The organism is Amycolatopsis umgeniensis (assembly GCF_014205155.1).
GTDB lineage: Bacteria > Actinomycetota > Actinomycetes > Mycobacteriales > Pseudonocardiaceae > Amycolatopsis > Amycolatopsis umgeniensis.
On sequence record NZ_JACHMX010000001.1, the window covers coordinates 4,943,638 to 4,957,612 of the forward strand.

A 13,975-nucleotide genomic window follows, 5' to 3' on the forward strand; every position below is an offset into this window, starting at 1 on the left:
CCGGTTAGCTCGTTGTACCCGTCGTGAATACGGGGCGATCGCCCCGCTTGTGGTTCGCAACAGACTTGGAGTTACCTCGTGAACGCAACCGAGATCCGGCTCGCCTCCCGTCCGCACGGCGTCCCGACGCTCGAGAACTTCGAAATCGCGGACGTCGAGATCCCGACGCCGGGTGAGGGCGAGATCCTGGTCCGCAACCAGGTGCTGAGCGTGGACCCGTACATGCGCGGCCGGATGAGCGACGCGAAGTCCTACGCCGAGCCGTACGAGGTCGGCAAGGTCATGCACGGCGGCGCCGTCGGTGAAGTGCTCGAGTCCACCGTGGACGGTTTCGAACCGGGCGACATCGTGCTGCACGGCCTCGGCTGGCGTTCCCACGCCGTCGTCGCCGCCAAGCACGCGGTGAAGGTCGACCCCGAGGCCGCGCCGATCTCGGCGTACCTCGGCGTCCTCGGCATGACCGGGCTCACCGCGTACGCCGGACTGCTCGACGTCGCGGAGTTCAAGGAGGGCGACACCGTCTTCGTGTCCGGCGCGGCCGGTGCGGTCGGCTCCGTCGTCGGCCAGCTCGCGAAGCTGAAGGGCGCGAAGCGGGTCATCGGCAGCGCGGGCACGGACGACAAGGTCAAGTGGCTGACCGACGAGCTGGGCTTCGACGCGGCGTTCAACTACAAGGACGCCCCGGTCATCGAGCAGCTGCGCGCGGCGGCGCCCGAGGGGATCGACGTGTACTTCGACAACGTCGGCGGCGACCACCTCGAAGCGGCCATCGACTCGATCAACCTGCACGGTCGCATGGCGATCTGCGGGATGATCTCGGTCTACAACAACACCGAACCGGCCGCGGCGCCGCGCAACCTCGCGTCGATCATCGCGAAGCGGTTCACCATGCGCGGCATGCTCGTGGGTGACCACTTCGCGCTGCAGCCGCAGTTCGTCAAGGAGGTCGCGCCGCTCGTCGCCGCCGGCGAACTCAAGTACTCCGAGACCATTGTGGACGGTATCCGCAACGCGCCGCAGGCCTTCCTGGACCTGCTGGGCGGTGCGAACACCGGCAAGATGCTGGTCCGCGTCTGACGCCGTTCCCGGCGCCCTCACCGCTCAGTACTGCGTCGTGAGGGCGCCTTCCGTCAGCGCGGCGTCCAGCGCCTCCGCGGTGACGTCCAGCTTCATCTGGTCGCGGAAGATCCGGCCGGCCGTCGGCAGGCTGGAGCGATCCGGCCAGGTCTCCGGCTTCCACAGCGAGGACCGCAGGAAAGCCTTGGCGCAGTGCATGTACAGCTCTTCGACCTCGACCAGGATCGCCAGTGTCGGCCGCTTGCCCTTGACCACGAGGTCGTCGAAGAACGGCGCGTCCGCGACCAGTTTCGCGCGGCCGTTGATCCGCAGCGTCTCGTTCATCCCCGGCACCAGGAACAGCAGCCCGGCGTGCGGGTTTTCGAGGATGTTGGTCTGGCTGTCGAGCAGCTTGTTGCCGGGCCTGTCGGCCAGCACGAGCGTCTGGTCGTCGAGCACCTTCACGGACCCCGCCGGGTCTCCGCGCGGGGAGACGTCACAGGTCCCCTCGGCCGACGCCGTCGCCAGCAGGTAGAACGGCGAGTGTTCGATCAGTGTGCGCGCGTGCTCGTCGACGAACGGGAGGATCTTCCCCTTCGTCCTCTCCGCCGGGTGGCCGAGGTGCTCGCGCAGCGCTTCCTGCGTCTCGATCACTTTGATCTCTGAAGTCCCCATGACCTCAGTGAACCATTAGAAGACGACAGTCCGGTTCCCGTGCACCAGAACGCGGCCCTCGAGGTGCCACCGCAGCCCGCGCGCCAAGGTCACCTTTTCGATGTCGCGGCCCTTGCGGACCATGTCCTCGACCGAGTCGCCGTGGTCGACGCGGATGACGTCCTGGTCGACGATCGGGCCCGCGTCGAGGTCGGCGGTGACGTAGTGACAGGTCGCGCCGATGAGCTTCACCCCGCGCGCGTGGGCCTGGTGATACGGCCGCGCGCCGACGAACGACGGCAGGAAGCTGTGGTGGATGTTGAGCGCCCGCCCGGCCCAGGCCTCGCACAGTTCCGGGGGCAGGACCTGCATGAACCGGGCGAGGACGACGGCGTGCGGTTCGTGCTCGTCGACCAGTTTCCGCACCTCGGCGAACGCGGACGCCTTGGCTTCGGCGTCGCCGGCGGGGAACGGGACGTGGTGGAACGGGATGCCGTGGGCGCGGGTGATGTCGCCGAGCGACTCGTGGTTGCCGATGACCGCGGCGACGTCGACGTCCAGCTCGCCGGAAGCGACGCGGCCGAGGAGGTCGTAGAGGCAGTGCCCGGCCTTGGAGACGAGGATCACCGCGCGACGTCGCTCACCGGTGTCGCTGACCTGCCAGCTCGACTCGGCCGAAAGCGACTCCGCGACGTCGGCGAAGCGCGTGCGCAGCTCTGTGGCGTCGAACGGGAGAGAGTCGGCGCGGACGACCTGACGGGTGAAGAACCAGCCGGTGTCCGGGTCCGTGTGGTACGCCGCTTCGACGATCCAGCCGCCGTGTTCGGCGAGGAAACCCGAGATCCGGGCGATGATGCCGGTGCGGTCAGGGCAACCGAAGGAGATCACATAGCGGCGTTCAGGGTTCGACACACACGCCATTGTCGCCGGTCTCGGCCGCGGCGCGGCGCCGGGTCAGGATGCGGACGCGGACCCGCCGCCCGATCTCGATCGCCGCGACCAGCACCAAGCCGAGCGCGAAGGACAGCAGAAGGCCCTTCTCCGGCTCGTCCGCGAAGGCCGCTCCGCCGACGAGACCGATCAGGACGCTGTACACCGCCCAGATGCTCGCACCGAGGGCGTCGAGCGGGACGAACTTGCCCGGCGGGTAGCCGAGGCTGCCGTTGGCGAGCCCGCTCGCGACGCGGCCGCCGGGCAGGTAGCGGGCGGCGAGGATGAGCAGGACGGCGTTGCGCCGCACCTGGATCTTCGCCCATTCGTAGCGCCGGATCCCGTCCGGACCGCGCTGCAGGCGGGCGAGCGCCCGCGGGCCCGCGGCGGCGCCGACGGTGTAGCCGAGGCAGTCGCCCACCCAGGCCCCGAGCGCGGCGACCAGCGCGAGCAGCGCCAGCTGGGGGAAGTCCGGGCCGATCAGGACGGCGACGGTGATGACCGTCGTCTCGCTCGGCATGAACGGCAGGAGCGCGTCCAACCCGGACACGAGGAACACGATCACCCACAGCCAGGGTGATCCCAGCGAGCCCCGAAGCAGCTCGGTGACGTATTCCAGCAGTTCCACGGCTCCATGGTGATCACCGCAGGTCGCTTACGGGTGACGGAGCGGCGTTATACCGGTGAATTCCTGGGCGCCACGGCGGACCACGGCACGGTGAGCTCGCCCAGCCGCCACCTCGACGGCCGGTTCAGCACCGGCCAGCCGCGCGCGGTGAGCAGGTGCACGGTATGCGCCCAGCGGGCTCGGACGCCGAAGTTCTGATGCGGTGCCGCCGTCGCCCAGCAGGTGTCCAGAGTGGACAGTAGTTCGTGGACCCGCTCGCCGGGAACGTTGCGGTGAATGAGGATTTTCGGCAGCCGTTCGGCCACTGTGGACGGACGCTCCAGGCTGGCGAGATGGACGGAGAGGGTCAGCGCGCGAGGGCCGTCGTGCCCGACGGCGACCCAGGCGCTCAGCCGTCCGATCTCGTCGCAGGTGCCTTCGACCAGGAGTCCGTCCGGCGCCATCGCGTCCAGCATCAGCGACCAGGCCCCCGCGACCTCGGTCTCGTCGTACTGCCGCAGCACGTTGAACGCGCGCACCAGCACCGGCCGCGTCCCGGCGAGTTCGAACCCGCCGCGCCGGAAGTCCAGCCACGGCTCGTCGACGGCGGCTTGCGCGACGGCGACCCGTTCGGCGTCCAGTTCCAGGCCCAGCACGCGGACGTCACGCCGGACCGAGCGCAGCCAGCGCGCCATCTCGACCGTGGTCACCGGTGAGGCGCCGTAACCGAGGTCCACCACGAGCGGTTCGTCCGCGCGGCGCAGCAGCCGTGTCACGGCAGGGTCGCTCGCGAGCCACCTGTCCACGCGGCGGAGCCGGTTCGGGTTGGTCGTCCCGCGTGTCGGTGCCCCGACCGGTTTCAGCGCTCGGCCAGCCACTTCGCGACGAATTCGGCCTCGCGTTCCAGCAGTTTGGTGACCTGTTCGGCGATCACGTTCTCCAGCTTGCCGCCGACGAACGGGATCCGCACCTTGACCTCGCCGCTGTTGACCAGCGTCGTCTGCTCACCTTCGCCGGTCAGCGACGTCTTCGCGGTGATCTCGCCGGGCACGCCCTGCACGGACGCCGTCGCGGTGCCGGTGTAGCCGCCGCCGGCGGCCTTCCAGAGCTGCTCGCGCTCGACGACGAGGTCTCCCCGGTGCAGTGTCCGCACGGCCGACGGGAGCTTGTCCGAGCTGATGCCCTGACGCAGCTTGTAGCGCACCCCGTCCCCGGCCGGGACGTACTCCAGCAGTTCCGCGTTGTCGCCGCCGATCTGCTCCAGCCTGGCCCGCAGCGCCTCTTCGCCCGCCACCGCGTCCCACGCGCTCGCGAGGTCGGCGGAGAAGGCTGTGCGGTGCTCGATACGGGAGGCCATGGCGCCAGACAGTACCGTTCATGGGCGTGAGCACTGCCGAAACTCCCACCCAGCACGCCGCCCTCGCCGACCACACCACACTGCGGCTCGGCGGACCGGCGCGGCGCTACACCGAGGCGACGACGGCGCAGGCCCTGGTCGACGCGGTCCGCGAGGCCGACGAAGCGGGCGAGCCGGTCCTGCTGCTCGGCGGCGGCTCGAACCTCGTCGTCGCCGACGACGGCTTCGAGGGCACGTTGCTGAAGGTCGGCAACACCGGCTGGACGCGTGACGGAGATCTCGTCGAGGTCGCGGCCGGGCAGAACTGGGACGGTTTCGTCGAAGGCCTGGTCGCCGAGGGCGTCGGCGGACTCGAATGTCTGTCCGGGATCCCCGGTTCGGTCGGCGCGACCCCGATCCAGAACGTCGGCGCGTACGGCTGCGAGGTGGCCGAGTCGCTGGTCTCGGTCGACCTCTACGACCGTGCCGACCGCGAGATCCGCACGCTGAGCGCGGAGGAACTCGGCTTCGGCTACCGCACGTCGATCCTGAAGGGGACCGATGCGGGTGTCGTGCTCACAGTGCGCTTCAAGGTCACCGAGGACGGTCTCTCGGCCCCGATCCGCTACGCCGAACTCGCCCGCACGCTCGGCGTCGAGATCGGTGACCGGGTTCCGGCGGCCGACGCGCGCGAAGCTGTCCTCGGCCTGCGTCGCGGCAAGGGCATGGTCCTGGACGCGGACGATCACGACACGTGGAGCGCGGGCTCGTTCTTCACCAACCCGATCATCGGCGAGGCACGGCTGGCGAAGGTGCTGGCGGGGATCGTGGACGTCGTCGGCGAGGACGTGCGCGTGCCGCAGTACCCGGCGCCCGGCGGCACGAAGCTGTCCGCGGCGTGGTTGATCGAGCGCGCCGGATTCGGGAAGGGGCACGAGGGGCCGGGCGGCCGGGTCTCGCTGTCGACGAAGCACACGCTCGCGCTCACCAACCGGGGTAAGGCGTCGACAGCGGATCTCCTCGCCCTGGCGCGCGAAGTGCGTGACGGCGTCGAGGCTCGCTTCGGCGTTTCGCTGCACCCGGAGCCCCTGCTCATCAACTGCTCGCTCTGAACTACCGCATTCAGAGGACTAAATGCGGGGAGTGAACAACCCCGTGCCGCCCCCGCGCGTCTATCACTCCGAGGGGCGAGGGTGAGTTCCGTCGCCGCGGGTAACGTCGGAGAGGTTCCCAGCGCTGAGCGGGTAGAAGCTCGCGGGGGGCCAATGGGAGGTACACGGTGATCGAACGGCGCACGGTGTTCAAGGCCGCGCTCGCCGCGGGTGCGGCCATGGTGGCGGCAGCCTGCTCCAGCGAAGCAGGCGGAAACGCCAAGCCGGAGGGAAGTGGTGGCGAAGGGGAGGCCTCGGCGCCTCCGGTCGCCAAGATCACCGCCGAGCCCGCCGCCGACGCCAAGGACGCCTCCGTGGTCACGCCGGTCGTGGTGAAGGTCGCCGACGGCAAGCTCACCGAGGTCAAGGTCTCCGGGGACGGCGGCAAGGACGTCAAGGGCGAACTTTCCCCCGACGGGCTCACCTGGACCAGTTCCGAGGTCCTCGGCTACGGCAAGACCTACACCTACGCCGCGAAGGCCACCGGCAGCGACAACAAACCCGCCGAGTTCAAGGGCACCTTCACCACGGTCAAGCCCGCCAAGGAGGTCCGCGCCACGCTGAACCCGGCCGACGACGCCGAGGTCGGTGTCGCGATGCCGATCAGCGTGAAGTTCGCGTCCCCGGTCAAGGACAAGGCGGCCGCCGAGAAGGCGCTCAAGGTGACGACGGACAAGAACGTCGAAGGCTCCTGGGGCTGGCTGTCGGAGACGCAGGTCGACTGGCGGCCCAAGGAGTACTGGCCCGCGAACATCACGGTCAACGTCGAGGCGAAGCTCTACGGCGTCGCGCTCGGCGGCGGCGCGTACGGCAAGGCCGACGTCACCACCAAGTTCAAGATCGGCCGTAACCAGGTGGTCAAGGTGAACACGCCGGACCACACGATGAAGGTCTACCGCGGCGGGTCGGAGTCGGCGAGCTACCCGTGCTCGAACGGGCTCGACGGCGACGTCCAGCGCAACACCCCCAACGGCACGTTCATCGTGATGACGAAGGAGCCCACGGCCCGCTTCGACAACGCGCGCTACGGCTACACCAACGTCAACAAGAAGTGGGCCTGCCGCATCTCGAACAACGGCGAGTACATCCACGAGAACCAGGACAACGCGTCGAACATCGGCAAGGCCAACACCTCGCACGGCTGCGTCAACCTGCTCGAAGCGGACGCGAAGAAGTACTTCGACTCGGCGCTGATCGGCGACCCGGTCGAGATCACCGGTTCGAAACTGGGCAGTCCGACCAAATCGGACGTCAAGAACTGGTTCTACGACTGGAAGTCCTGGAAGGCACTCTCCGCGATCAAGTAGCCGTGAGCGCCGAGGCCGTGTCGCGAAAGCCACTTTCGGGACATCAGACGTCCCGAAAGTGGCTTTCGCGACACCCGGCGGTGGCGGCACCTCCAGCACTCACGACTATCCGAGGGGTCTGGACCTCATAAAGTGCGGGTATGAAGACCGAGGTAGTCGGCTACGGCGGGACGCGGATCGGCCTTTGGGTCGAAGGCGCCGAGAACACTCGTCCGATCGTGTTCGTGCATGGCTGGGCCCAGTCCGCCAAGGCCTGGGCACCCCAGATGGCCGATCCCGCGCTTTCCGAGCGGTTTCGCCTGGTCGCGATGGATCTGCGCGGTCACGGGGACTCCGAGGTCCCCTCCGCGGGTTACGACGACCCGCGGGTCTGGGCCGAGGATCTCGCTTCCGTGCTCGACTTCGCCGGTGACGACGCGATCGTCGTCGGCTGGTCCTACGGCGGGCTGGTCATCACCGACTACCTCCGGGTGCACGGCTCCTCGAGGCTCAGTGGCGTCGTCTTTGTGGGCGCCATCACAGAAATCGGCAAGAACCGGCCCGGCGGCAAGGTCGGGCCCGCCATGCGCGAGGCCATCCCGGCGGTGCTGTCGGACGATCCGGCGGTCGCGATTCCCGCGTTGGTGCAGTTCAGCGCGCGGATGACCGCGTCCCCGGTGTCCGGGACGCTGACCCAATCACTGCTCGGAGCCTGTCTTTCCACGCCGCCCGCGGTGCGTTCCGCGCTGTTCCGGCGCGACGTCGGGAGCGAGGACGTTCTTCGCGATCTGGACAAACCGGCGCTGATCGTCCATGGTCTCGCGGACGCTGTGATCGATCCGACGTCGGCGGAATACGCGGCCGGGAAGATTCAGGGTGCCGTCATGCGTTGGTTACCTGAGGTGGGGCATCTGCCGTTCGCCGAAGCAGCGGATGAGTTCGGTGATCTGCTGCGCGGGTTCGCCGATCAGTAGGACTTCGGGAGTGTTGACCAGGTGACGATCCCTCTGCACGGGTTCGATGCCGCGCCCAGGCGCGTCGCGGTGCTGTCGTTGCACACCTCTCCGCTGGAGCAGCCGGGTACCGGCGACGCCGGCGGGATGAACGTCTACGTGAGCCAGACGGCCACGGAGATGGCCCGCCGGGGCGTCGAGGTCGAGGTGTTCACCCGGGCGACGTCTTCGGACCAGCCCCCGATCGCCGAACTGGCACCCGGCGTGCTGGTGCGGCACATCCCGGCCGGGCCGTTCGAGCCGCTGGGACGCGACGAGCTGCCGGCGCAGCTGTGCGCGTTCACCGCCGGGGTGCTGCGGGCCGAGGCGTTCCACGAGCCGGGCTACTACGACCTCATCCATTCGCACTATTGGCTCTCCGGCCAGGCGGGCTGGCTCGCCCGTGACCGCTGGGGCGTTCCGCTGGTGCACACCGCGCACACCTTGGCCAAGGTCAAGAACGCCGCGCTGGCCGAGGGCGACACCCCCGAACCGCGCACCCGCGTGATCGGCGAAGAGCAGGTCGTCACCGAGGCGGATTGCCTGGTCGCGAACACCCGCGTCGAGGCCCGCGAACTGATCGAGCTGTACGACGCCGACCCGCACGCCGTGCACGCCATCCCGCCGGGCGTCGACCTCGACCGTTTCACGCCGGGTTCGCGGTCCGCCGCACGCCGGGCGCTCGGCCTGCCGCAGGACGCGATCGTGCTGGCGTTCGCGGGCCGGATCCAGCCGTTGAAAGCGCCGGACGTCCTCCTGCTGGCCGCCGCCGAAATGCTGCGCGAGCGGCCGGAACTGGCGTCGAGGCTGGTCGTGCTGATCGTCGGCGGCCCGTCCGGGACCGGGCTGGAGCAGCCGCAGGCCCTGCGCGAGCTGGCCGTCTCCCTCGGCATCGAGGAGCAGACGCGGTTCATGCCACCGCAGCCCGGCCGGTCGCTGGTCAACGTCTATCGCGCGGCCGACATCGTCGCCGTGCCGAGTTACAACGAATCCTTCGGACTGGTCGCGCTCGAGGCGCAGGCCTGCGGGACACCGGTGATCGCGGCCGAGGTCGGCGGCCTGCCGGTCGCGGTCCCGCACGGGGTTTCCGGGCTGCTGGTGCCTTCGCACGATCCGAAGGAGTGGGCGGGCGCGCTCGCCAACGTCGCGCTGCGGCCCGGCTGGCGTGCCGAGCTTTCGGCCAACGCCGTCGTCCACGCGCAGCGCTTTTCCTGGCGCCGTACGACGGACCGCCTGCTGGACACGTACGCTCAGGCGACCGGCGCGTTCCGGCGCGCCCTCGAACAGCGCGCGGAGGTGGCGGTTTGACGCTCGACGAGACCCTGCGGTCCTCTTTGGACAGTGCGGGCCTGGAGTACGACAGGCGCGGCGAGGGCAAGTACTTCGTCACGTTGCCCGGAACCAAGAAGCTCCAGACGAACTGCTGGCTGGTCGCCGGGGACCACGCGTTCGCCGTCGAGGCCTTCGTCTGCCGCCGTCCCGATGAGTCCCATGAGGACGTTTACCGATTCCTGTTGCGCCGCAACGCGAAACTGTACGGCGTGCACTACACCGTCGACGCGATCGGCGACATCTACCTGGTCGGCAAGTTCGGCCTGGACACCGTCACCGAGTCCGAATTGGACAAGATCCTCGGGCAGGTGCTGGAGGCCGCCGACGGCGACTTCAACACGCTGCTGGAACTCGGGTTCGCCGAGTCGATCAGGCGCGAATGGGACTGGCGCGTCTCGCGCGGCGAGTCGCTCGCGAACCTGGAGGCGTTCAAACACCTCGTCGAGCCCGCGAACGGCCACGAACCCGGAGCCTTGACCGACTCGTGACCCGAACGGTGCAACGGGTCTGAATCCGGTTCCGTCTCTCTCCGCAGCACTGGAGGGAGAAGGACCGATGTACAAGCGATTGAGATGGGTGGCCGTCGTCGGCGTCGCGCTGACGCTGGCCGGCTGTTCGGCGAGCGAGTCCGGTGGCGAATCCGCCGCGATGCCGATGTCGGCCGACGGGAAGCAGGCGGCGCCGAACCAGGGCGCGCCGAACAAGGACAGCGCGGGCAAGGCGGGCCAGGAGAAGGCGCCCGCGCCCGCGGGGCAGCCGGGCGTCACCGACCGCAAGCTGGTGCGCACGGCGAGCCTGGAGCTCACCACGCCGAACGTGGCCGACGTGATCTCGCAGATCCGTGTCGTCACCCAGGGCGCCGTCGGCTACACCGGGCAGGAGAGCACCCAGGAAAAGCGGGCGACGATCACCGTCGTCGTCCCCTCCGAACGCCTCGACGGTGTGCTGGACCAGCTGGGAAAGCTGGGGAAGCAGGTCCGGCGAGAGGTCACCGCGACGGACGTGACCGAGCAGATGGTCGACATCGACTCGCGGCTGGCCACGCAGAAGGCGAGCGTCGAACGCATCCGCGCGCTGCTCGCGAGGGCGACTTCGGTCTCGGAGATCACTTCGGTCGAGAGTGAGCTCACGAGCCGCGAAGCCGAACTCGAGTCGCTTCTGAAGCGCCGCGAGAGCCTGGCCGGAAGTGTCGCCATGTCGACTATTTCGGTGCAGGTGAAGGCGGAAACGGTCGCGGCGGCAGAGGAATCCGGTGGTGGGTTCTTCGGCGGGCTGACCAACGGCTGGGACGCGTTCCTGACCTTCGGCGGCGGGCTGCTGACCGTACTCGGCGCGATGGCGCCGTTCGTGCTGGTCTTCGGCGTTCCCGCGGTCGCGCTGGTGTGGTGGCTGCGCAAGCGGCGCCGTCCGGTCGAGCCCGCGATGGCGACGGCTTCGGATCTGCCGACCGCGCCGCCGCTGGACTGAGCCTTGCGCATGGTCGTGAGTGGTGAGGACCGCTAGAGCGGATCCGTGTTCATCTACCTACGCCCCAGTTGGACGAGGGCGGCGGTTGTGAGGTCGTCGGTGAAGGATTTGGGACACTCGACGTCCCAAATCCTTCATCGTCGCGAGGGCACGCCGGTCTTCGATCTTGATCGCTGGAGATTGGCTGCACTCACCGTCCCCGACCCTCTGTTGATCGAGTTCATGCCGGTCACGATCTCCGGCCGACCATCGAGCGGGGAAGATTTGGGACGTTCGACGTCCCAAATCCTCCACCGTCAACTCCGGCACGACCGTGCCCGGAAAAAGACAAGGCGGGACGGCTCGAGGGAGGGGGGAGTCGCGATCTCGAGCCGCCCCGCTGAAGTTCCCGCCAAGGTGGACCCGGTGACGAGGGGGATGCCAACGGGGCCGGCGGGCGCCGCGACTCGGCAGGGGGGAGACGAGTCGCGGTCGTCACCCGCGTCGAGCCGGGGAGTGCGTGGAATCCGGCCGCGCGGGACGTAGTCAACTTGTCAGATCTCCACCTGTAATCACAAGACTACCGGTTACTCCGTTCGAGTGAACTTCGAAAACCGGGATAACGGAGTGCAGCTTGTTTTCCGGGGAATCGCACTTGTTGGCACCTCGTCTTCTGGACGGGTGAAAGTGTTACTCGCGGGTAACGCACTCTCCGTAGAACGTGGTTCAATTCCAGCCCTCTGACCGGCGCTTCTGCCGCCTCTGGCAGGCTGAACCTCATGGCTGAGCTTGGGACTCTGGTGCTGCTGCGTCACGGGCAGAGCACGTGGAACGCCGAAAACCTGTTCACCGGCTGGGTGGACGTGCCGCTGTCGGAGCAGGGCGAACAGGAGGCGCGCAAGGGCGGGCAACTGCTCGCCGAGTCGGGTCTGCTGCCGGACGTCGTCCACACGTCGCTGATGCGCCGGGCGATCTCGACCGCCAACCTGGCGCTCGACGCCGCCGACAGGCACTGGATCCCGGTGAAGCGCGACTGGCGCCTCAACGAGCGGCACTACGGCGCGCTGCAGGGCAAGAACAAGAAGCAGACGCTCGACGAGTTCGGCGAGGAGCAGTTCATGCTCTGGCGCCGCTCGTACGACACCCCGCCGCCCCCGATCGACCCGGCCGACGAGTTCAGCCAGGCGGGCGACGCGCGCTACGCCGACCTCGGCGACTCCGCCCCGCTGACCGAATGCCTCAAGGACGTCGTCGCGCGGCTGCTGCCGTACTGGGAGTCCGCGATCGTGCCGGATCTCCGCGCGGGCAAGACCGTCCTGGTCGCCGCGCACGGCAACTCGCTGCGGGCGCTGGTGAAGCACCTCGACGGCATCTCCGACGACGCCATCGCCGGGCTCAACATCCCGACCGGCATCCCGCTGCGCTACGACCTGACGGACGACCTCGAGCCGGTCACCGCCGGAGGGACGTATCTGGACCCCGAGGCCGCCAAGGAAGCCGCGGCCGCCGTGGCGAACCAGGGCCGCTAGCTCCTCCTCGCATTTCGTCCTCCGGATGCGGTAGTTCGCTCTCGAACCACCGCGTTCAGAGGACGAAATGCGTTAAGGGAGGGCCTGGACGGCCTCGATGGCCGCGGCCTTCCAGCCCTCGGGCAGGCGCTGGAGGCGCAGGACGATCGGCAGGTACTTCTTGCTCGCCTGGCCGGCCGCGTCCGTGACGGTCGTCGTCGCGAAGAGCAGCACACTCGCCTTGTCGTCCACGATCTCCATGACCGCGGCGGCCGCGTTCGGATCCATCGACGACTTCGCGCCCGAGGCGCGGAACTGGGCGATCCGCTCGGCTTTGTCCTTCTGGAACCCCGTCAGCAGCTGTCCGGTCGAGACGGCCTCGTAGCGGGCGTAGCTGCCTTCAGGGTTGGCCGGGTCCAAGCTCAGCAGGGCCTCCGCGGCCTTCAGCGCGCCGTCGCGGGCCGAGTCCCGGACTCTCGCGGTCGCCCGGTCACCCGCGCCCGGTTTCGCCGGAGCGAGCGGGGAGTCCGACGGGTTCACCTTGATCTCGCCGATACGCCAGCGCTCGCCCTCGCGCACCGTCGCGAGCAGCACCGACGCGATGCCCTTGCTGGTGGTGCCCGCCCTGGTGCTGCTCTGATCGAGTACGGCCAGCACCCGCGCCTTGTCCGGCGTCTGCTCGACGGCGGCCGAGACGATCGTCTTCGTGACGAGTTTGATCGGTTCCGGCGATTTCCGGACCTCGGCGAACAGCTTCGCCAGTTCGTCGCGCGCGCCCGGCGTGAGATTGTCGGCGATCGCCTTCTCGTAGGCGGGTACGGCCGTGCTGTCGTAGGAGAACACCGCTTCGGTGGCCGTCTTGACCGCCGTCAGCACCGACGCCGTCCGCGCGGGATCGACGAGCGCGAGGTTCGCGGGCGGGGTCTCCGGTTCGGGCCGGGCGGTGCCGGAGACCGCGGTGGTGCAGCCCGCGAGCGCGAGCAGCACGGCGAACCCCGCCCAGCGCTTCACAGCAGGCCGAGCTCCCGCGCCCGCGCGTCGACCTGGAGCCGTGACGTCACGCCGAGCGCGACCAGCAGCTCCGAGACACGTCGCTGATAGGTGCGCACGCCCATGCCGAGGCTCTTCGCGGCCTTGTCGTCCTTGCAGCCGGTGGTCAGGAACTCGAGGATCTGCGGTGCCTCCATCCGGATGTCGGCGAACCGCGCGTCGAAGGTCTCCAGCGTCGCGGCCGCCTGCCAGGCGGTTTCGAACAGCGACAGAATGCCCTGGACCAGCTCCGGGCGCGAGATGACGCTGTAGGAGCGCACCGCCTTGCCCTCGTCGCCGGCCATGATCGCGACCCGCTCGTCGAGCAGGATCGTCTCGTTGATCTCCTCGGTGCCGATCCGGATCTGCGCGCCGAGGCCGGAGAGGTGATGCAGGTGCTCGGCGGTCTGCTCGTTCAGCAGGACGCCGGGCCGGTACAGCTTGCGGATCCGCTTGTCGCGCACCAGCCGTTCGCCCTGCCGGGTGAGCGACGGCCGGGAAAGTGCCCAGGTGTAGAGGTCATCGGCCGCGCACGCGATGTCGGTCGCCGCGACGAACAGATGAGCCGTCCGGTCGAACAGCTCTTCTTCTCCGCGAATCAGGGAGATGTCACTGACGAGTTCCACGGCGACAGTCTTCCAACATTCC

At 68.9% G+C, this 13,975-nt stretch carries 15 protein-coding genes; 8 read left to right on the top strand and 7 right to left on the bottom strand.

All coding sequences use genetic code 11. The features are described from left to right. The first annotated feature begins 78 nt into the window (after window positions 1-78). On the top strand, window positions 79-1,077 hold the full coding sequence (locus HDA45_RS23370) for a zinc-binding dehydrogenase (RefSeq protein WP_184898664.1): 999 nt from the start codon (window positions 79-81) through the stop codon (window positions 1,075-1,077). 24 nt (window positions 1,078-1,101) lie between these two features. Here HDA45_RS23370 and HDA45_RS23375 read toward each other — a convergent pair whose 3' ends face one another. Genes HDA45_RS23375 through HDA45_RS23395 form a run of 5 tightly spaced genes read right to left on the bottom strand, consistent with a single transcriptional unit; the run spans window position 1,102 to window position 4,604 of the window. Beyond that, window positions 1,102-1,731, bottom strand: a complete 630-nt coding sequence (locus HDA45_RS23375) for a pyridoxamine 5'-phosphate oxidase family protein (RefSeq protein ID WP_184898666.1) — start codon at window positions 1,729-1,731, stop codon at window positions 1,102-1,104. 15 nt (window positions 1,732-1,746) lie between these two features. Beyond that, a complete protein-coding gene (gene purU / locus HDA45_RS23380) occupies window positions 1,747-2,631 on the bottom strand; it encodes a formyltetrahydrofolate deformylase (RefSeq protein WP_184898668.1) in 885 nt (294 codons plus the stop codon). Beyond that, complete coding sequence (locus HDA45_RS23385) at window positions 2,609-3,268, bottom strand: VTT domain-containing protein (RefSeq protein ID WP_184898670.1); 660 nt, start codon at window positions 3,266-3,268, stop codon at window positions 2,609-2,611. The genes purU and HDA45_RS23385 overlap by 23 nt, the downstream gene beginning before the upstream one ends. A gap of 47 nt (window positions 3,269-3,315) precedes the next feature. Beyond that, a complete protein-coding gene (locus tag HDA45_RS23390; RefSeq protein ID WP_184898672.1) occupies window positions 3,316-4,125 on the bottom strand; it encodes a class I SAM-dependent methyltransferase in 810 nt (269 codons plus the stop codon). Next, window positions 4,107-4,604, bottom strand: coding sequence for a DUF2505 domain-containing protein (locus HDA45_RS23395; RefSeq protein ID WP_184898674.1), 498 nt, complete (start codon window positions 4,602-4,604; stop codon window positions 4,107-4,109). The genes HDA45_RS23390 and HDA45_RS23395 overlap by 19 nt, the downstream gene beginning before the upstream one ends. Before the next feature lie 26 nt (window positions 4,605-4,630). On the opposite strand from HDA45_RS23395, the gene HDA45_RS23400 reads away from it, so the two are divergent. The 7 genes from HDA45_RS23400 to HDA45_RS23430 all read left to right on the top strand — a co-directional run bounded on the left by HDA45_RS23400 (window position 4,631) and on the right by HDA45_RS23430 (window position 12,319). Further along, window positions 4,631-5,695 (top strand): UDP-N-acetylmuramate dehydrogenase, encoded by a 1,065-nt coding sequence (locus HDA45_RS23400; RefSeq protein WP_184898675.1) that lies wholly within the window; start codon window positions 4,631-4,633, stop codon window positions 5,693-5,695. Window positions 5,696-5,862: 167 nt separating this feature from the next. Beyond that, entirely contained in the window at window positions 5,863-7,041 is a 1,179-nt protein-coding gene (locus tag HDA45_RS23405) for an Ig-like domain-containing protein (protein WP_184898677.1), read from the top strand. 140 nt (window positions 7,042-7,181) lie between these two features. After that, window positions 7,182-7,994, top strand: coding sequence for an alpha/beta fold hydrolase (locus HDA45_RS23410; protein WP_184898679.1), 813 nt, complete (start codon window positions 7,182-7,184; stop codon window positions 7,992-7,994). Window positions 7,995-8,015: 21 nt separating this feature from the next. After that, complete coding sequence (gene mshA / locus HDA45_RS23415; protein ID WP_184898681.1) at window positions 8,016-9,320, top strand: D-inositol-3-phosphate glycosyltransferase; 1,305 nt, start codon at window positions 8,016-8,018, stop codon at window positions 9,318-9,320. After that, window positions 9,317-9,832 (top strand): type III secretion system chaperone family protein, encoded by a 516-nt coding sequence (locus tag HDA45_RS23420; protein WP_184898683.1) that lies wholly within the window; start codon window positions 9,317-9,319, stop codon window positions 9,830-9,832. The genes mshA and HDA45_RS23420 overlap by 4 nt, the downstream gene beginning before the upstream one ends. 67 nt (window positions 9,833-9,899) lie before the next feature. Continuing rightward, window positions 9,900-10,811 (top strand): DUF4349 domain-containing protein, encoded by a 912-nt coding sequence (locus HDA45_RS23425; RefSeq protein WP_184898685.1) that lies wholly within the window; start codon window positions 9,900-9,902, stop codon window positions 10,809-10,811. Between the two features lie 758 nt (window positions 10,812-11,569). Further along, window positions 11,570-12,319, top strand: coding sequence for a phosphoglyceromutase (locus HDA45_RS23430; protein ID WP_184898687.1), 750 nt, complete (start codon window positions 11,570-11,572; stop codon window positions 12,317-12,319). Between the two features lie 72 nt (window positions 12,320-12,391). Here the strand turns inward: HDA45_RS23430 and HDA45_RS23435 are convergent, their stop codons facing one another. Together HDA45_RS23435 and HDA45_RS23440 are read right to left on the bottom strand one after the other, a co-directional pair. Further along, window positions 12,392-13,309: a hypothetical protein gene (locus tag HDA45_RS23435; RefSeq protein ID WP_184898689.1), complete on the bottom strand. Its 918-nt coding sequence runs from the start codon at window positions 13,307-13,309 to the stop codon at window positions 12,392-12,394. Beyond that, complete coding sequence (locus HDA45_RS23440) at window positions 13,306-13,953, bottom strand: DNA-binding response regulator (RefSeq protein ID WP_184898691.1); 648 nt, start codon at window positions 13,951-13,953, stop codon at window positions 13,306-13,308. Before HDA45_RS23440 ends, HDA45_RS23435 begins: the two co-directional genes overlap by 4 nt. Window positions 13,954-13,975: the final 22 nt, after the last annotated feature.